Here is an 18,003-nt window from a genome sequence, read left to right as displayed (position 1 = left end):
GAACGGGGCGGGCCGGCCCGTTCCGGCGGGCGCGGCCCGTCCCTTCGTCAGCCGGCCGCCGCCGCGTCCGCCTTCTGTGCGCGCAGCGCCCGTTCGACGCCCGCGCGCGACTCCGTCACGAGCCGCCGCAGCGCCGCGCCCGGCTCGGCCCGCTCCAGCCACGCGTCGGTCGCGTCGAGCGTCTCCTGGGAGACCTGGAGCGCGGGGTACAGCCCCACCGCGATCTGCTGCGCCATCTCGTGGCTGCGCTGCTCCCAGATGTCCTTGACGACGTCGAAGTACTTCTCCGCGTACGGGGCGAGCAGCTCCCTCTGGTCGGTCTGGAGGAACCCTCCGATGACCGCCTCCTGCACGGCGTTCGGCAGGCCCGTCTCCGCCGCCGCACCGCTGCCGACCACCGACGCCCACGCCTCGGTCTTGGCCTCCTCGGTGGGCCGCGCGGCCCGCGCCATCGCCGCGTAGCGCTCGCCCGCCGAGGTCGCGTCGCGCTCCAGCTCCGCGGCGATCTCCTTGTCGCCCGCACGGCCCGTGGCGGCGAGACGGTGCAGCAGCGCCCAGCGCAGCTCCGTGTCGACGGTCAGGCCCTCGATCGTCTCCTCTCCGCTCAACAGGCCTTCCAGCACGGCCAGTTGGGCGTCCGTACGGGCGGCCGAGGCGAACGCGCGCGTCCACGCGAGCTGGTGGTCGCTGCCGGGCTCCGCGGCGCGCAGCTGCTCGAGTGCCGCCTCGGACCAGCGCAGGAGGCCGGTCTCCCGCCACCCCGGGTCGGCGTACAGGTCGAGGGCGAGCTTGACCTGCCGTTGCAGCGACTGCACCAGACCGATGTCCGGCTCCTTGCCGATGCCGGAGAGCACGAGGTCCAGATAGCCGCGGGCGGACAGCTCCGCGTCGCGCGTCATGTCCCAGGCGGAGGCCCAGCACAGGGCGCGCGGCAGGGACTCCTCGAAGCCCCCGATGTGCCGCTTGACCGTCTCCAGCGAGCGGTCGTCGAGCCGGACCTTGGCGTACGAGAGGTCCCCGTCGTTGAGGAGGATCACGTCCGGGCGCTTGCGTCCCACCCAGTCGTCCACCTCGGTGCGGTCGCCCGTCACGTCCGTCTCGACGCGCTGTACGGACCGCAGCCGGCCGTCCTCCAGGTCGTACCCGCCGACGCGGATGCGGTGCGGCCGCAGCGTCGGCTCACCGGTGGCTCCCGGGGGCAGCGCCGGCGTCTCCTGCCGCACGGCGAAGGAGGTGATGACGCCGTCCGCGTCGGTCTCGATCTCGGGGCGCAGCACGTTGATGCCCGCGGTCTCCAGCCACGCCTTCGACCAGGCCGTCAGATCGCGCCCGGAGGTCTCCTCCAGGGCCCCGAGCAGATCGCTCAGGCGGGTGTTGCCCCACTCGTGCCGCTTGAAGTAGCGCTGCACACCGCTGAAGAAGGCGTCCTCGCCGACGTAGGCGACGAGCTGCTTCAGCACCGACGCGCCCTTGGCGTACGTGATGCCGTCGAAGTTGACCAGCACGTCGTCCAGGTCGCGGATCTCCGCCATGATCGGGTGCGTGGACGGCAGCTGGTCCTGCCGGTAGGCCCAGGTCTTCATCTGGTTGGCGAACGTCGTCCACGCGTGCGGCCAGCGGGAGCCGGGCGCGGCGGCCAGGCAGGCCACCGAGGTGTACGTGGCGAACGACTCGTTGAGCCACAGGTCGTTCCACCACTCCATCGTCACGAGGTCGCCGAACCACATGTGGGCCAGCTCGTGCAGGATCGTCTCCGCGCGCGCCTCGTAGGCGGCGTCGGTGACCTTGGAGCGGAAGACGTACTGGTCGCGGATGGTGACGGCGCCGGCGTTCTCCATGGCGCCGGCGTTGAACTCCGGGACGAAGAGCTGGTCGTACTTGGCGAACGGGTACGGGTAGTCGAACTTCTCCTGGAACCAGTCGAATCCCTGCCGGGTCACCTCGAAGATCGCGTCCGCGTCGAGGTGTTCGGCCAGCGAGGGACGGCAGTAGACGCCCAGCGGGATGGAGCGGCCGCCGCCCTCCCAGGTGGTGTGCACCGAGTGGTACGGGCCGGCCACGATCGCCGTGATGTACGAGGAGATGCGCGGCGTCGGCTCGAAGCGCCACAGCCCGTCCTCGGGCTGTGGGGCCGGGGAGTTCGAGATCACCGTCCAGCCCTCGGGTGCACGCACGGTGAACTGGAACGTGGCCTTCAGATCGGGCTGCTCGAAGCTGGCGAAGACCCGCCGGGCGTCCGGCACCTCGAACTGCGTGTAGAGGTACGCCTGCTGGTCGACCGGGTCGACGAAGCGGTGCAGGCCCTCACCGGTGTTGGTGTAGGCGCAGTCCGCCACGACCAGCAGCTCGTTGGCGCCCTCGGCGAGCCCGTCCAGCGCGATGCGCGAGTCGGCGAAGACCTCGGCCGGGTCCAACGGCCGCCCGTTGAGGGTGATCTCGTGCACCTCGGGGGCCACCAGATCGATGAAGCTGGAGGCCGCCTCCGCGGCCTCGAAGCGGACGAGCGTACGGGAGCGGAAAGTGCCCCCTTCCTGTGCGCCGCTCAGATCCAGTTCGATCCCGTAGGAGTCCACGCGGAGGAGCTGCGCGCGCCGGCGGGCCTCCTCGCGTGTCAGATTCGTGCCAGGCACCTGGTGCTCTCCCCTGCTCTCGCGATCTCACGATGTCGTCGTTCGGACATCCTTCCACGTGGCCACGTTGCGATGTTCCCGCCCGTCCACCGCGCGACCGCAGGCGGGGTGCCACGGACGCGGCACCCGTATGCGGCGAAGTGAACGGCGGATGAGCGGCAGGGCGACGGCCGGCCGGAGGCGGGCAACGGGGAGGAGGCGCGGGTTCCGGATGGTGATCCATGAGTGCCGATGGGCTTGCGGCGTTCCGCCGTCGTTCAGACGCAGGTCACTCCGGATGCCAAACATCCCTGGTGAGCGGGTCGTTCCGAGCCGGCACGCACCGACGGCGGAGGCGCGGCACGGCACGGCACGCGACGACTTCGCGTCATCACAGGAGAGGCAGCCCGCATGGACCGCAGCAGCCGGCGGCAGACCCGTCTGCCCCACCGCCGCACCCTCCTCACGATCGGCGCCGCCGGGGCGGCCTCCGCCCTGGGGGCCGGAACAGTGTTCAACAGCGGCTCCGCCAGTGCCGGCCAGCCGCACAGGGCCGCCGCGTCGCCGGGTGCCTCGGCCCGCGCACGCGCCGCACGCGCACGGGCGCAGGCGCCCGTCACCCGCAACGAACCGGTGGAGCCCTCGCCCGAGGGCACGACGCTCGCCCGGGTCTCCACCCCGCGCGGCAACCCCGACGGCTACCGGCGGCTCGGCGACGGCCCCGGCTGGAAGCGGCTCATACGCACGGACCTCGCGCAGGCACGCGCGGGCCGTACGGAGAAGCGGCGGACGCTCGCGTCCTTCGTGCAGTTCACGGATCTGCACATGGTCGACGTGCAGCACCCGCTGCGCTACGAGTACCTGCGCACCGAGACCACCAGCGCCTGGCGTCCGCAGGAGGCGCTGTCCGTCGCGGGCGCCGTCTCCCTGATCGAGCGGGTCAACCGGCTGCGCGGGGGCCCGGCGACCGGCGAGCCGCTCTCCTTCGTCGTCACGACCGGCGACAACACCGACAACAACTGCCGTGCCGAACTCGACTGGTTCCTCACGGCGATGACCGGCGGACGCATCACGCCGAACACCGGCGACGTCGACGCGTACGAAGGCGTGCAGAACAGCGCGCTGAAGATCTACTGGCAGCCGGAGGACGAACTCCGCGACGATGACAAGGCGTTGGGCTTCCCCCGCATCGACGGCTATCTGAAGGCCTCGATACGCGAGGTCAACAGCCCCGGGCTGGCGCTGCCCTGGTACTCCACCTCCGGCAACCACGACTCCCTGCCCGGGGGTTGCTACGCCGGTGACGGCTTCTTCGCCGACTTCGCCGTCGGCGGGCGGAAGCTGATGGAGCTGGACTCGCAGGCGGAGGCCGCACGCCTGTGGAGCACTGTCGAGGACGGCGGCGACCCGAAGGGCGAACAGCTCAAGGAGGCGCTGCGCTCGCGGATGGACTCCCGCAGGATGCGGCGCGTCACAGCCGACCTGGGACGTGCGCCGTTCACCAGGAAGGACTGGGTGCGCGCCCACATGCGCAAGCGGTACAAGGGCGCGGGCCCCGTGGGGCACGGCTACACCGAGGCCAACCTCGCCGAGGACCGCCTCTACTACACCTTCCGGGTCGCCGAGGGCGTCACGGGCATCAGCCTGGACACGACCCGGCACGACGGCGGCTACCCGGGCAGCGTGGGCGACGCCCAATACGCCTGGCTGGAGCGCCGGTTGAAGGAGGAGCACGACAAGGGCACGTACGTGCTGCTCTTCAGCCACCACACCAGCACCACCATCCCCGACGGCGGCGACCGGCTGATGTCGCTGCTGAACCGCAATCCGCATGTGGTGGCCTGGATCAACGGCCACAGCCACAAGAACCGGATCAGACCGCGCCGTACGTTCTGGGAGGTCTCCACCGCCTCCCACATCGACTTCCCCCAGCTGGCGCGGACGCTGGAGCTAACCGACAACGGGGACGGGACGCTGTCGCTGTTCGCCACGCTCATCGAGTCCTCGGCACCGGCCCGCACCGACTTCCACGACCTCTCACAGACCGGCCTCGCCTCCCTGTACCGCGAACTGGCTCTCAACTCCCCCGGCGCCCGCCAGGACCTGGGCGGCGAGCCGGACGACCGCAACGTGGAGCTGCTGCTGCCGAAGCCGTGAGCGGCTGCCGCCGCGGGTCGGCCGACCGGGCCGTGGGGGTGACAAGGGCGCCACCGCCCGCGGCCGGTGGCGCAGGACCGGCCCCGCTCGCACCGACATCCCTCCGGCGATGCGAGCGGGGCCACTGCGCGGCCCCCGGAACCCGTACCTGAGCAGAACGGCCACCGCACACGCCGCCCCCGGCAGCCACGCGGCGGCCCGCCACGGCCCGGTACGACACGGACGCGAACGCGCGGCCCGGCGCCGGGCCGCCAGCCTCCGGCCGTGGGCCTGCATCCCCGCGATGGGGAGTTGGGCCCGGCGGTGCGAAACGGCGGTGCGGCGGGGGCCACGCCCGCCTTGCGGAGACCCGGCGGCCGGACGGACCCCGGGCAACGCGGGGCTCGCTGCGGCAGCAGTCCGGCCCCAACTCGCGGCCATACACCGCACGTTCGGCCCCACCCGCTCCGGGCACCAGGCGGGACGGACCCATGCGCCCGGCCTCCGGCCGATCACCGGACAGACCCCCGGCATCACGGGACCCACCCCGGAGGGCAGTCCGGCCCCAACTCACGGCCACACACCCCACGTTCGGCCCCACCCGCTCCGGGCACCGGGCGGGACGGACCCATGCACCCGGCCTCCGGCCGATCACCGGACAGACCCCCGGCATCACGGGACCCACCCCGGAGGGCAGTACGGCCCCAACTCACGGCCACACACCCCACGTTCGGCCCCGCCCGCTCCGGGCACCGGGCGGGGGGGCACATGCGAGCGGTGGCTCGGCTACCCGCGGGCGTACCCGGCGGAGAGGGAGCCGGTTCGGGGTTGGGTGGAGTCCGGGCGGCTGCGCGCTGTCGCTCGCGCGGGCCGAGGGGCACAGTGGCAGGCATGGCACGTACCGAGAGCGGCGGAACGACGGGGCGGCCCGCGCCGGAGGGCCCGGAAGGGCGGACACCGGGAGCCGGAACGGGACCCGTGAGCGGGGACGGACCGGTCGCCGGGCACGGAGCGGACCCCGTGTCCGTGCCCCCGGCCGGGCCCGCGCGCGGGCGGGAGCGGCCGCCTGCCCGGCAGGGCGGCCCCGCGCTGATGGTGGTGGCCGGGGCGGCGTGCACCTCGTCCTCCGGCATGTTCATCAAGCTCTCCGAGGTGAACGCGGGCACCGCCGCGTTCCTGCGGTGCGCCCTCGCGCTGGTGGCGCTCGCGCCGATGGCATACCTGGAGTGCCGCCGCCTCGGGCGGCGCCCCGCGCGGCTGCTCGCGCTCGACCTCGCGGCGGGCACGCTGCTCGGCCTCGACTACGTGTGCTGGGTGCAGAGCATCCACGACCTGGGCGCGGGCGTGGCGACGCTGCTGCTCAACGTCCAGCTGATCGTCTTCCCGCTGCTGGCACGGTTCCTGACCGGGGTGCGGATCGCGCGCCGGTTCTGGCCGACCGCGTCCGTACTGCTGGCCGGGCTGGCGCTGGCGGGCGGCGCCGTCGGGCGTGCGGAGCCGGGTACTGACCCGGTCTCGGGAGTGCTGTTCGGCACCGTCGCGGGCGTGGCCTTCGCGGGCTATCTCTTCCTGATACGGCTCGGCGGCGAGGGCGCCGGCGGCCGTGCGGGCGGTTCCCGACTGCCGTCCGCCGCAAGCCCGGAGGAGATCCGGGACACCGCCCGCGCATCGGGCACCGGCACCCGCACCTCGCGCACGGGCACCAGCGCACCCGGCACCAGCGCACCCGGCACCGGCACCGCCGCTTCCGGCACCCGCACCCGCACCCCCGCCCGCTCCCATACCGTGACCCCCGTCTGCGCCGCCACGTTCGCCGCCGCCATCGGCGCCGGTGCGCTCGGGGCGCTGTGGACGGGCGTGGACGTCGACCCCGGCTGGCCGGCGTGGGGGTGGCTGATACCGATGGCCTTCCTCGGCCAGGTCGTGGCCTGGCTGCTGATCAACCCGGCGCTGCCCCGTCTCGCCCCCGACAAGGGGGCCACGCTGCTGCTTCTCCAGCCGGTCCTGGCGCTCCTCTTCGGCGTCGGTTTCCTCGCCGAACGCCCCACTCCCACCCAGTACGCGGGCTGTGTCCTGGTCGTTCTCGCGATATGGCGCACCACGCGTACGGATCATTAGAGTCGTCGCATGTCCGTGCGCTCCACCGTCGTCGCCCTGGTGGCCACCGCCGTGGCGGCCTTCTCCGTGAGTTCCTCGGCGGCCGCGGACGCGGGACACGCGTCCGCGCAGGACGCGATGGACGCCCAGGTCCAACAGGAGGGCGTGCCGGGCGTGTTGGGCCAGGCCCAGGACGGCGGCGGCGTCTGGCACGGCGCCTCGGGCGTCGCCGACACCTCGACGCGCCGGCCGCCCATGCCGCACGACAAGTTCCGCATCGGCAGCCTGACGAAGCCGTTCGTCGCCACCGTGCTGCTCCAGCTGGAGTCGGAGGGCAAGGTCGACCTGGACTCGCCCGTCGAACGCTGGCTGCCCGGCGTCGTGCGGGGCCGCGGCCAGGACGGGCGGCTCGTCACCCTCCGCCAACTCCTCGGGCACACCAGCGGGTTGTACGACTTCACCGCCGATCCCCGCCTGCGGCGCGACTACTTCGGGCCGCGGTTCGCCGCGAACCGCTACGACTCGCACTCCCCCCGGTCCCTGATACGTACGGCCATGTCGCATCCGCGCCGCTTCGCACCCGGCACCGACTGGGGCTACTCCAACACCAATTACGTACTCGCCGGCATGGTGATAGCGAAGGCGACCGGCCACTCGTACGCGCACGAGATCGAACGGCGCGTGATCCGCCCGCTGAAGCTCCACGACACGTCGCTGCCCGGCGACTCCCCCCGGATCCCCGTACCGCACGGGCACGCGTACTCGACGCTCTCCCAGGGCACCGCACAGTCCGGCGACAGGCATGCGCGGACCCCTGTCCACGACGTCACCGCGCTCGACCCATCCCTCGCCGGTGCCTCCGGCGAGATGATCTCCTCAACGGGCGACCTGGTCCGCTTCGTTCGGGCGCTGGTCCGCGGCGACGTGGTGCCGCCGCGGCAGCTGGCCGAGATGAAGTCCACGGTCCCCGCCGACAAGCACAACCGCTACGGGCTGGGACTGACCGAGCACCGCCTCTCCTGCGGGACGACGGTGTGGGGTCACGAGGGCACCATCCAGGGCTCGATCTCGACCGCCGTCACGACGGCCGACGGCTCGCACACCGCCGCGTTCCACCTCAACGGCGACTGGTCGGGCGATACGAAGGAGCTGATCGAGGCGGAGTTCTGCGGTTAGCGAGGGCGCCGCCAACGCGCAGCGAAACGCCCAGCGCACGCGCGCACGCACGGGCCACACGCGGGCGGCCATACGCAGTCGGCCGTGCCCCGCCCACGCCCGCCCACGTCAGCGCGGCGTCACCGTCACGTACTCGGCCGGCTCCCGCTCGACGGCGGTCATCAGCGCCGTGCGCACGATCGCGGCCTGCTGGCCGAGCCCTTCGCGCAGCTTCCCGGGCGTGAGGTGCACGACCGTGATGCCGAGCCCTTCCAGGGCCTCCCGCTTGCGCGCGTACTCGGACCACTGCGCGTCCCCGTCCAGGTGCGGACGGGGCGTGCGGGTGTCCAGTTCGAGTGCGACGGCCTGTTCCGGCCAGTAGGCGTCCACGCCGCCCAGCCGGGGGCCGCCGGGGAGGCGCAGTTCGACGTTCCAGCAGGGATCGGGGAGGCGGTGGCGGAAGACCATCTCGTAGAGCAGTCCCTCGGCAAGGGCGCGGCTCTCCGCCACGAGCGCGTCGACGGCCTCCCGCACATGGGGCCTGCCCAGCAGCCTCGCCCGCAGCAACTCCCCGACCACGGCGCCTGCTTCGCAGTGCCCGTTGCGCACGGACTCCAGCAGCAGCCGCCGTACCACTCCCGCGTCCGTCAGTCCCGCGACGGTGTCGGCGAGCGCGCGCGCCACTGGCGCCACGGGGAGCCCGGTGATCTCCTCGGGGTCCGGCAGGCTCTGGCCGCGCACGATGTGGACGCATCCCGTGGAGCGCGGGCGCCTGGTCCGCGGTACGAGCACGTCGATGCGGTCGAGGGTGCGCAGCGGGGGTGCGCCGGTGAAGCCGTGCAGGGTGAGGGCCGCGAGGCCGGTGATCATCGCGTCCGGCACCTCGGGCGGCGGGCAGTACGGGGCCGCGGAGGCGGCGGAGGCGGCGGCCCCGGAGGGGGTCCGTGCGCGGAGACCGGCTGCGAGGGTGCGGCCCGTACAGTCCACGTTCCCCTGCTGTGCGGGGATCGAGGGGCACTCGCCGCCCGCGTAGAGCAGCGCCGCACGCAGGCGTTCGTCACTGGTCGGGGGGCCGGGCCGGAGCAGATAGACGCCGGGCAGCAGCAGTTGCCAGGGGCCTCCGGGACGGCAGCGCTCGTCGGCGGCTGCCGCGGAGATCCCGTGCTCGCGCAGGGCGGCGGCGGTCAGCAGGCGGGGCTGCGCCTCCTGCGTGAGGTGGCTGAGGGGGCGAGGGGAAAGCGGGGTGTCGTACGTCATGTCCGGGCGATTCCCAGCCCCGTACCGCCATCCAACCTCTGTTACGAGCTCGTCGACAAAGCCGGACAACTCTGCCCTAAAGTACGCACGTTCGACTGCCGATCAGGCTCGCACGGCCGAACCGGCGGACGCGCGTGGGGAGTTCGCCGTCACTCAGTGCTGCTGCTTGCCGTTGCCGGCACGGCCGCTGAGCGTCACCAGCGCCGCGATCAGGAGGAAGATGCCCAGGGGCACCGCGACGAACAGCCCGAGGGTCTCGGCGATGCTGATCCCGGGACCGGGGTCGTCGCCGTCGTCGCGGGCGAAAGCGAATGCGGGGGACGAGACCAGCAGCATCAGCGCGGAGACGGCGGTGACGGTGCCGGCCCGCAGGGCGTACTTCTTGACCTTCGTATCGACCTTGTCGTTCACACCGTCAACATAGCCGACCGCCTCCGGCGTCCCGCCCCGGGGTCCGCCGTGACTGCGGGGCCGGGTCTGCGCGCTCAAGCAGCAGGGGCCGCCGGCCGCCCCTCTGGAGTGGGGCGAGGGCGTCGGCGGCCCCTGTTCTGAGGTCTGGTCCGGATCCGGGGGCCCGAGAGGCCCGCGTCAGATCTCGGTGGTGTCCGCTCCGAAGCTGTTGCCGGTGGGCTCGCTGGTGAGCGGGAGTTCGGCGAGTGGCGGCTCGCTGGTGAGGGGGGCGACGTCGGCGAGGGGCGGTTCGGAGGTCAGCGGCGCCTCGAAGCAGCCGCACGAGCACGAGCCGTCAAGTCCGGAGTCGGGGTGTGAGACACCGGACAGGTCTACCGGCTCGTGCCCCTGTTTGGAGAGTGCCTGCTGTTTCGTGAGCACCTGTCGCGGAAGCGGCGTCAGGACGGCGAGGAGTTCAGCGGACGCGGCCACGGTGGGCCTCCGTTCGTCGACGTCGGATCGGTCAGGTGGAGGGCCCTACCCAGTCGAGCCGCGCGCAGACGTATTCGGGGGCGGAACGTGGCCGAGGTCACGTCTGTCTCCGCAGGCGATTTGCCTGTGTGCGCCCCCGAGAGGCGAACGGACGGCGGGGTTTCGAGCCATCCCGCACGAAATTTTACAGGCCACTCACCCAAGGTCACCACCGGGCGACCGATTTGCCGGACTTCGCCCCTCGCGGTCTCGGCCACCGCCAGCGGACCGGAACGCTCCGTGAACGTACGTACACGGGTCATGCCGCCCTCCGTCGGCGCCGGTTCGCGACGCACCGTCACGGCCCGCACCGCACGGTGGCCGCGAACCCGAACTCCGAACCGCGAACCCCGAACGGACCCGGACCCGGAACCGGAACCCGGCGTCCGCACGTCAGCCTTCACAGAACCCGACGGTCCGTACGGCGCTTCCGCAGACCCCGGAGCCACCGGGGCCGGCCGCCCGCACCCGCCCGCATGCCGCCAACCACCCCGCGAACGGCCCGCGTTGACACGCCCGACACGGCGGTGATGGGCTCTGCGTCCGAAGTGTGCCCGGTGGGCCGCGAGTTCAGCTCTGGTGAACAATGTGACCGATGTGCGCGATCTGAACGGTGAGCGGCGGCCGGCCGTGGCGCCGTGAGGATTTCCGGTACGGGGAGGACGGGAGGACGTCGTGGGCGCAGCGCCCAAGGGGGACAGAGCACGGCGGCGGGCGGGAGCGACGGCCCTGACCGCGGCCGTGATCGGCGGGATTCTCGGCGGCGTGCCCGCGGCTCAGGCCACCGCCGCCCCCGGCCCCGGCGGCCACTCCGCGGGGGCCGCGGACCGGGAGCCCGGCGGCACCAAGGCACGCGACGTCTCCGTACCGCCGGTGTGGCCGCGTCCGCAGTCGCTGCGGCAGCGGGACGGATTCGTCTCCGTGGGCCGCGATGTGACGCTCGTCGCCGACGAGGACACCGACCCCGCCGCTCTCGACGCCTTGCGGGCCGTCCTGCGCGACGCGGGCGCCGTCGACGTCCACGAGGTGCGCAACGGGCAGCCGCTGCCCCGCCGTGCCGGGCTGGTCGTGCGCACGGACTCCGCGACGGCGGCCACCGCCCTCCGCGCGCTGAAGGCGCCGGAGCGGGGCGATCTGCCCCGCGGGGGCTACCGCCTCGCCGTCGGCCGTACGGACGGCCACGACACCGTCGCGCTCGAAGGCGCCGACGCCGACGGCCTGTTCCACGCCGCGCAGACCCTGCGGCAGCTCGTCACGGAACCGGACGACGGCGGGCGGGGCTTCCCTGCCGTTGCCGTGCGGGACTGGCCCACGGCACCCGTCCGCGGCATCACCGAGGGCTTCTACGGCAGTTCGTGGACGCAGCAACAGCGCCTGGAGCAGCTGGACTTCCTCGGCCGCACCAAGCAGAACCGCTATCTCTACGCCTCCACCGACGACCCGTACCGGCAGTCCTCCCGCTGGCGCGACCCGTATCCGGCGGCGCAGCGCGCCGAGTTCCGCGAGCTGGCCGACCGGGCGCGCAGCAACCACGTGAAGCTCGGCTGGGCGGTCGCACCGGGACAGGGGCTGTGCTTCTCCTCCGCCGCCGACCGCCGTGCGCTGCTGCGGAAGCTGGACGCGATGCGGGCCCTGGGCTTCGAGGCGTTCCAGCTGCGCTTCGAGGACGTCAGCTACAGCGAGTGGCACTGCGACGAGGACGCGCAGAGGTACGGCTCGGGCCCGAAGGCCGCGGCACGCGCACACGCCGAACTGGCCGACGACGTGGCGCGGCACCTCGCGCAGCGCCACCCGGACGCGGAGCCCCTGTCGGTGATGCCGACCGAGTTCTACCAGGGCGGCGACACCGCGTACCGCACGGAGCTCGCGGAGCGGCTCTCGCCCGGCGTGCAGGTCGCCTGGACGGGCGTCGGCGTCGTCCCCCGCACCATCACGGGTCGCGAACTGACCGCCGTACGCGACGCGTTCCACCAGCATCCGCTGGTCACGATGGACAACTACCCCGTCAACGACTACGCGCAGGACCGGATCTTCCTCGGCCCGTACCGCGGCCGCGAGCCCGCGGTCGCCGCACGCTCCGCGGCCGTGCTCACCAACGCGATGAAGCAGCCCGCCGCTTCGCGCATCCCGCTGTTCACCGCCGCCGACTACGCCTGGAATCCCAAGGGTTACGACCCGCAGGAGTCCTGGAACGCGGCGATCGACGAGGCCGCGGGCGGCTCCGCGCAGGCGCGGGAGGCCGTGCGCGCGCTCGCGGGCAACGACGCCTCCTCGGTACTCGGCGGCGAGGAATCGGCCTATCTGCGGCCGCTGTTGAAGGACTTCTGGTCCGCCTACGACGCGGCGGCGCCCGAGGACGACCGCTCGCTGAAGCGGCTTCGCCGCGCCGCCGACCGGCTGCGCGGCGCCTTCCGCACGATGCGCACCGCGCAGGACGCCGTCCCCGACGCGCTCGCCCGTGAAGTGCGCCCGTGGCTGGAGGAGTTGGCGCGCCACGGCGAGGCGGGCGAGCAGGCCGTACGCATGCTCACCGCCCAGGCACGCGGCGACGGCGGCGAGGCCTGGGACGCACGGCTGGCCGTGAAGCGGCTGCACGCACGGGACGGAGAGCGCGGCGACCCGTCCGCCACCGTCGGCAAGGGCGTGCTCAAGGACTTCGTGAAGAGCGCGCTGAAGGCCTCCGACAGCTGGACGGGCGCCGGGCGCAAGGGTTCGGGACGCCACCGTGCGACCGCGCACGGCGGCCCCGCGGCACGCCCCGACTCCCCCGCCGAGGCGGCCGTCGACGGCGATCCGGACACCGCCTACCGTGCCGAAGCCGCCCCCGCCGCCGGGTACTTCGCGCCGCGCAGCCCGCTGCCCGGAGCGTCCCTGCCGGGCGGTCTCGGCCGCTACGGAGACCCTTCGGGCGGCTCCGGCTCCGGCTCCGGCTCGGGCTCCGGCTCCGGTTCCGGTTCCGGCGGACCGGACGACGGCTCGGGCAGCGGCACGGGCCAGGGCGGCGGAGAAGGGCAGGACCCCGGGAACAACGGTCCGGGCACGCCGGCGCTCACCGTACGGCTGCCCGAGGAGCGCCCCCTGGAGGCGGTCACCGTGCAGACCGGCCCCGGCTCCGGGACCCGCGCACGCGTCGAGGCCCACGTGCCGGGCGAGGGCTGGCGGCGCCTCGGCCCGCTCTCCGGCAGCGGCTGGACCCAGCGGGAGGCGCACGGCCTGCGCGCCGACGCGCTGCGCCTCGCCTGGGAGCCCGGCTCGGACCAGCCCGTCGTGCACGAGATCACCCCCTGGTACGCCGACCGTCCGGACGCCTCGCTCTCCCTGTCCGAGGACGACGTCTACGCGCCGATCGGCGGCGGCAAGGGCGGCACCACCGCCGAGCTGCACGGGCACCGGCCCTCCGACGTACACGGCAGGGTCACCGCCGAGGCCCCGAAGGGCTTCACGGTGCGCACCCCGCGGCGGACCGTCGTACCGCGCGGCGGCACGGCCCGCGTGCCCGTCGAGATCGAGGCCGACTCGTCCGTGAAGCCCGGCAGTTACCGCATCCCCGTCTCCTTCGGGCAGGAGAAGCGGACGCTGACGGTACGGGCGTTCCCCCGCACCGGCGGACCGGATCTGGCTCGGGACGCGGAGGCCTCGTCGTCCGGCGACGAGACCGGTGACTTCCCCGCGTCCGCCGTCAACGACGGCCGCAAGGACACCCGTTGGTCCTCCCCGGCCGAGGACGGCGAGTGGGTGCAGCTGAAGCTGCGGCACCCGGCGCGGCTGGGCGAGCTGGTGCTGCACTGGCAGGACGCGTACGCCAGGAGCTACCGCGTCCAGGTCTCACCGGACGGCAAGCGCTGGCGGGAGGCGGCGTCCGTACGGCACGGCAAGGGCGGCAGGGAGACGGTCCGCATGGACGCGCCCGCCGACACCCGTTACGTACGCGTGCAGGGCGACGAGCGTGCGACGCGCTTCGGCTACTCGCTCTGGTCGCTCCAGGCCTACGCCGTGCAGGAAGGGGCCGGGCGGGACGAAGGGGCCGGGCGGGAGCGCTGACCGTCTCCTTCCTGCGGGGCCTGCCCGGGCGGGCCCCGCACGCACCGCTGCTGAGAACCCCCGCGAACCCGCCGCGGGAGACCCCTTCGGGAATCCGCTGCGAGAACAACGAAGCCCGGTCTCAGGCAGTAGCTCTGCCTTCGATCCGGGCGAGGGCGTCGTCCGCGCCGTATGGCTGTAGGTACGGCATCCAGCGCGGGTCTCGGTGCCCCGTGCCGATGATCCGCCAGGCCAGGCCGGACGGCGGCGCGGGTTGATGGCGTAGCCGCCAGCCGATCTCGGCGACGTGGCGGTCTGCTTTGACATGGTTGCAGCGGCGGCAGGCCGCCACCACGTTCTCCCAGGTGTGCTGTCCGCCGCGGCTGCGCGGAATGACGTGGTCGACGCTGGTTGCGACACCACCGCAGTACGCGCACCGGCCGCCGTCGCGGGCGAAGAGCGCCCGGCGGGTCAGCGGGACAGTGCCCCGAAAGGGCACCCGCACGAAGCGCTTCAGCCGTACGACGCTGGGTGCGGGTATGACACGGGTCGCGCTGTGCATCAGGGCGCCGGACTCCTCGAGGCTGACCGCCTTGTCGTTGAGCACGAGGATGAGGGCGCGACGTAGCGGTACGACACCGAGCGGCTCGTACGACGCGTTGAGGACCAGGACATGCGGCACGGTGCCTCCTTGTACGTCTGCGGCGCGTGGCTCGCGCCGGGACGATCCGTACTCAGTGTGTCCCCCGCCCTGGTCGTTCCGCCACCACGACCGGGTAACGCCCTGAGCGTGTTTTCAACCACACCCCCTGACTCCCCCTTGAACTTCTGCCCCGCTTCCGAGCAGTCAAGACGTCACGAGCGGTGACGTGAATCGGCCTTCGCGAGGGCCGGTTCACGCCGCCGGGCACCACCGCCGCCGCTTGTGAAGGGCCTGCGCCGTTAGTGTGGTTGCCGCGTCGGGACCCCGCACCGCAGGGTCCCGACGCGGCAAGGCCCTGGCTCTCCCCGCTCGGAAGGTTCTGCTGTGTTCTGGCACCTCGGCGCTGCTTCCCCGTCCGCGCTCGCGGGTTCCCGCCAAGCGGGAGCGGGCACGGGAGACGGCGTGCCCGACGGCCCCACGTCCTTGAGGGACGCGCACGAATCCGCTGCCGACGCCGCCGGGTGGATCGAGCAGAACTGGTCGGAGTGGGTGGCGGCAGGGCTGCGCATCCTGCTCATCGCGATCATCGCGGTCCTGCTGCGGCACGTCATACGCCGTGCCATCAGCAGGCTGATCAAGCGCGTCAACCGCCGCGCCGAGGCCGCCGACAGCGCCAACGCGCTCCGCGGGCTGCTGGTCAACGGCGAGCGCCGGCGGCAGCGTTCGCAGGCCATCGGGTCCGTGCTGCGCAGCATCTCCTCCTTCGTGATCATCGGCACCGCGCTGCTGATGGTCCTCGCCGATTTCGGCATCAACCTGGCCCCGCTGCTGGCCAGCGCCGGCGTCGCCGGTGTCGCACTGGGCTTCGGGGCGCGGGACGTCGTCACGGACCTGCTGGCCGGGATCTTCATGCTGCTTGAGGACCAGTACGGCGTCGGCGACCGCGTCGACGTCGGTGAGATCTCCGGAACCGTCCTGGAGGTCGGGCTGCGCGTGACGCAGCTGCGCGGCGACGGCGGCGAGATCTGGTACATCCGCAACGGCGAGATCAAGCGCGTCGGCAACCTCAGCCAGGGCTGGGCGACCGCGACCGTGGACGTCCAGGTGGCCGCCAGCGAGGACCTCGACCGGGTGCGGGCCGCGATCGTCGCCGCGGGCGAGGAGCTGGGCAGGACCGAGCCCTGGGACGAGCAGCTGTGGGAGCCGGTCGAGGTGCTGGGCCTCGACTCGGTGACGCTCGAGGAGATGGTCGTGCGCGTCTCGGCCAAGACCATGCCGGGCAAGTCGGCCGGTGTGGAGCGCGAGCTGCGCTGGCGGATCAAGCGGGCGCTGGACCGCAGGGGCATCGAGAGCACGGACCAGGCGGCGCCCGCCGGTGACTCGGCGGAGAACGCGGACGGCGGGGACGGGACGGACGCGGCAGAGGGTGTCCTCGCGGCGGAGGCCGTCGCTGCGGCGGAGGGCGCCGGAGCGGCGGACCTGCCGGGTGCGGCCGCGGGCGGCGCCGCGGCCTCCGGGGACCACGGCCACACGCACTCCGGCCATGCGCACTCCGACGCCGGCAAGGCGAACAGCACGGAAGTGCCGCTTCAGAAGAGCCACAAGTAGTCCGCCCGGGCGGGCGGTCGGGCGGGCGGGCGGTTGGGCGGAGCCGGCCCGTGCACCACACGGGCGGCACCGCCGGGGCGCGATGAGCCGGGGGCGGCACCGCGGTCTCCCGCCACCGTCCCGTAATGCGATCTCCATTGACGCCGCCGATCCCCGCGCTCTACCGTCCAACAACTGGAAGGCTTCCTAACAGTGGCGGCACGGTCGGACGGAGCCCGAGGGCCGGAGGCGGAGCACTAAATGGCCGGTACGACACCCGGGACCCCGCGCGTGCTGCGCGCGATGAACGACCGGGCCGCACTCGACCTGCTGCTCGCGGAGGGCCCGCTCTCCAGGGGCCGCATCGGCGAGCTGACGGGCCTCTCCAAGCCGACGGCCTCCCAGTTGCTCGCCCGGCTGGAGACGGCAGGACTGGTCTTCGTCACCGGACGCAGCGAGGGCCGCCCCGGGCCCAACGCCCGCCTCTACGCCGTCAACGGGCGGGCCGCCCACGTCGCCGGTGTGGACGTCACCACCTCCCGCATCCTCGCGGGCGTCGCCGACATCACGGGCCGCATCACCGGCACCTTCGAACTGCCCACCCCCGCCAGGCCCGCGGGCGGCACCCGTCCGGGACCTCCCGAACTCCTCGTACGGGCCGTAGAGGGCGCAGCCGAGGCCGCCGGGGTCGGCCTCTCCGAACTGCACCGCGCGGTCGTCGGCACGCCGGGCGCGTTCGACCCCAGCACGGGGCGGCTGCGCTACGCCTCGCACCTGCCCGGCTGGCACTCCCCCACGCTGCTGGACGAGATGGCCGCGGCGCTGCCGATGCCCGTCGAGTACGACAACGACGTGAACCTCGTCGCCGTCGCCGAGCAGCGCCTCGGAGCGGCCGGCGGACACGACGACTTCGTCCTGCTGTGGAACGAGCAGGGCATAGGCGCGGCGCTCGTCATCGGCGGGCGGCTGCACCGCGGCCGTACGGGCGGCGCGGGCGAGGTCGGCTTCCTGCCGGTCCCCGGCACCCCGCTCGTACGGGATCCCGTACTGCGCAACAGCGGCGGCTTCCAGGCGCTGGCGGGCGCCGGCGCGGTGCTGCGCTGGGCTCATGAACTGGGGCTGCCGTACGACGAGGACGCCGAGCTCCAGACGAGCGCCGTGGCCCTCGTGGCGCGCGCCGCCGCGGAGGCGCCGGAGGAAGCGCGGCTGGAATCGGAGGCGGCGGAGGACGGGCCCGCACGGGTCCCGGACGACGGCGGCCCGCACGCGGAGCTGCTGGGCCGCCTGGCCACCGGCACTGCCGTCGGACTCGCGTCCATGGTGGCCGTGCTCGACCCGCAGCTGATCGTGCTCTCCGGGGGCGTGCTGGCCGCCGGCGGGGAGCGGCTGCGCCGGCTCGTCCAGCGGGAACTGGCCGAACTCGCCGTGCCCAGGCCCTCGTTGAAGCTGGGCACGGTCACCGGGGATCCGGTGCTGCACGGGGCGCTGGAGAGCGCGCTGGCCACGACCCGCGACGAGGTGTTCGACACCTCGCGCGGGCACCTGCCACGGGTGTCGCACGCCGACACGTGAGGCAGG

11 protein-coding genes are annotated in these 18,003 nt (G+C 73.4%); 6 read left to right on the top strand and 5 right to left on the bottom strand.

The genetic code is table 11. The features are described from left to right. Positions 1 to 47: 47 nt before the first annotated feature. Positions 48 to 2,630 carry an aminopeptidase N gene (pepN, locus tag HCC61_RS01860; protein WP_169133426.1) on the bottom strand — a complete coding sequence of 861 codons (2,583 nt, stop codon included), beginning with the start codon at positions 2,628 to 2,630 and terminating at the stop codon, positions 48 to 50. Between the two features lie 390 nt (positions 2,631 to 3,020). Between pepN and HCC61_RS01855 the strand changes: the two genes are divergently transcribed. The 3 genes from HCC61_RS01855 to HCC61_RS01845 all read left to right on the top strand — a co-directional run bounded on the left by HCC61_RS01855 (position 3,021) and on the right by HCC61_RS01845 (position 8,018). Next, positions 3,021 to 4,766 carry a TIGR03767 family metallophosphoesterase gene (locus tag HCC61_RS01855; protein WP_169133425.1) on the top strand — a complete coding sequence of 582 codons (1,746 nt, stop codon included), beginning with the start codon at positions 3,021 to 3,023 and terminating at the stop codon, positions 4,764 to 4,766. Between the two features lie 999 nt (positions 4,767 to 5,765). After that, positions 5,766 to 6,863, top strand: a complete 1,098-nt coding sequence (locus HCC61_RS31140; protein ID WP_346776978.1) for a DMT family transporter — start codon at positions 5,766 to 5,768, stop codon at positions 6,861 to 6,863. A gap of 9 nt (positions 6,864 to 6,872) precedes the next feature. Then, complete coding sequence (locus HCC61_RS01845) at positions 6,873 to 8,018, top strand: serine hydrolase domain-containing protein (protein ID WP_169133424.1); 1,146 nt, start codon at positions 6,873 to 6,875, stop codon at positions 8,016 to 8,018. Positions 8,019 to 8,126: 108 nt separating this feature from the next. On the opposite strand, the gene HCC61_RS01840 is transcribed toward HCC61_RS01845, so the two are convergent. The 3 genes from HCC61_RS01840 to HCC61_RS01830 all read right to left on the bottom strand — a co-directional run bounded on the left by HCC61_RS01840 (position 8,127) and on the right by HCC61_RS01830 (position 10,136). Then, positions 8,127 to 9,254 (bottom strand): hypothetical protein, encoded by a 1,128-nt coding sequence (locus HCC61_RS01840; protein WP_169133423.1) that lies wholly within the window; start codon positions 9,252 to 9,254, stop codon positions 8,127 to 8,129. A 153-nt stretch (positions 9,255 to 9,407) separates the two neighbouring features. Continuing rightward, positions 9,408 to 9,665 (bottom strand): hypothetical protein, encoded by a 258-nt coding sequence (locus HCC61_RS01835; RefSeq protein WP_169133422.1) that lies wholly within the window; start codon positions 9,663 to 9,665, stop codon positions 9,408 to 9,410. Positions 9,666 to 9,842: 177 nt separating this feature from the next. Then, on the bottom strand, positions 9,843 to 10,136 hold the full coding sequence (locus HCC61_RS01830; protein ID WP_169133421.1) for a hypothetical protein: 294 nt from the start codon (positions 10,134 to 10,136) through the stop codon (positions 9,843 to 9,845). A gap of 714 nt (positions 10,137 to 10,850) precedes the next feature. Here HCC61_RS01830 and HCC61_RS01825 point away from each other — a divergent pair. Then, positions 10,851 to 14,216, top strand: a complete 3,366-nt coding sequence (locus tag HCC61_RS01825) for a beta-N-acetylglucosaminidase domain-containing protein (RefSeq protein WP_346776977.1) — start codon at positions 10,851 to 10,853, stop codon at positions 14,214 to 14,216. A 121-nt stretch (positions 14,217 to 14,337) separates the two neighbouring features. On the opposite strand, the gene HCC61_RS01820 is transcribed toward HCC61_RS01825, so the two are convergent. Continuing rightward, positions 14,338 to 14,877, bottom strand: coding sequence for an HNH endonuclease (locus tag HCC61_RS01820; protein WP_055485022.1), 540 nt, complete (start codon positions 14,875 to 14,877; stop codon positions 14,338 to 14,340). Positions 14,878 to 15,300: 423 nt separating this feature from the next. Between HCC61_RS01820 and HCC61_RS01815 the strand changes: the two genes are divergently transcribed. Both HCC61_RS01815 and HCC61_RS01810 read left to right on the top strand, forming a co-directional pair. Then, positions 15,301 to 16,446, top strand: a complete 1,146-nt coding sequence (locus HCC61_RS01815; protein ID WP_346777014.1) for a mechanosensitive ion channel family protein — start codon at positions 15,301 to 15,303, stop codon at positions 16,444 to 16,446. Between the two features lie 240 nt (positions 16,447 to 16,686). Beyond that, a complete protein-coding gene (locus HCC61_RS01810) occupies positions 16,687 to 17,997 on the top strand; it encodes an ROK family transcriptional regulator (RefSeq protein WP_169133419.1) in 1,311 nt (436 codons plus the stop codon). Positions 17,998 to 18,003: the final 6 nt, after the last annotated feature.

Source organism: Streptomyces sp. HNM0575 (assembly GCF_012726265.1).
In the GTDB taxonomy this organism is placed as follows: Bacteria; Actinomycetota; Actinomycetes; order Streptomycetales; family Streptomycetaceae; genus Streptomyces.
This window is presented reverse-complemented; position numbering and strand designations above follow the sequence as displayed.

Bases quoted from the DNA above. Each gene is read 5' to 3' on its own strand.
- HCC61_RS01845 (WP_169133424.1), top strand. From the start codon at position 6,873: ATGTCCGTGCGCTCCACCGTCGTCGCCCTGGTGGCCACCGCCGTGGCG.
- HCC61_RS01855 (WP_169133425.1), top strand. From the start codon at position 3,021: ATGGACCGCAGCAGCCGGCGGCAGACCCGTCTGCCCCACCGCCGCACC.
- HCC61_RS01810 (WP_169133419.1), top strand. From the start codon at position 16,687: ATGGCCGGTACGACACCCGGGACCCCGCGCGTGCTGCGCGCGATGAAC.
- HCC61_RS01840 (WP_169133423.1), bottom strand. From the start codon at position 9,254: ATGACGTACGACACCCCGCTTTCCCCTCGCCCCCTCAGCCACCTCACG.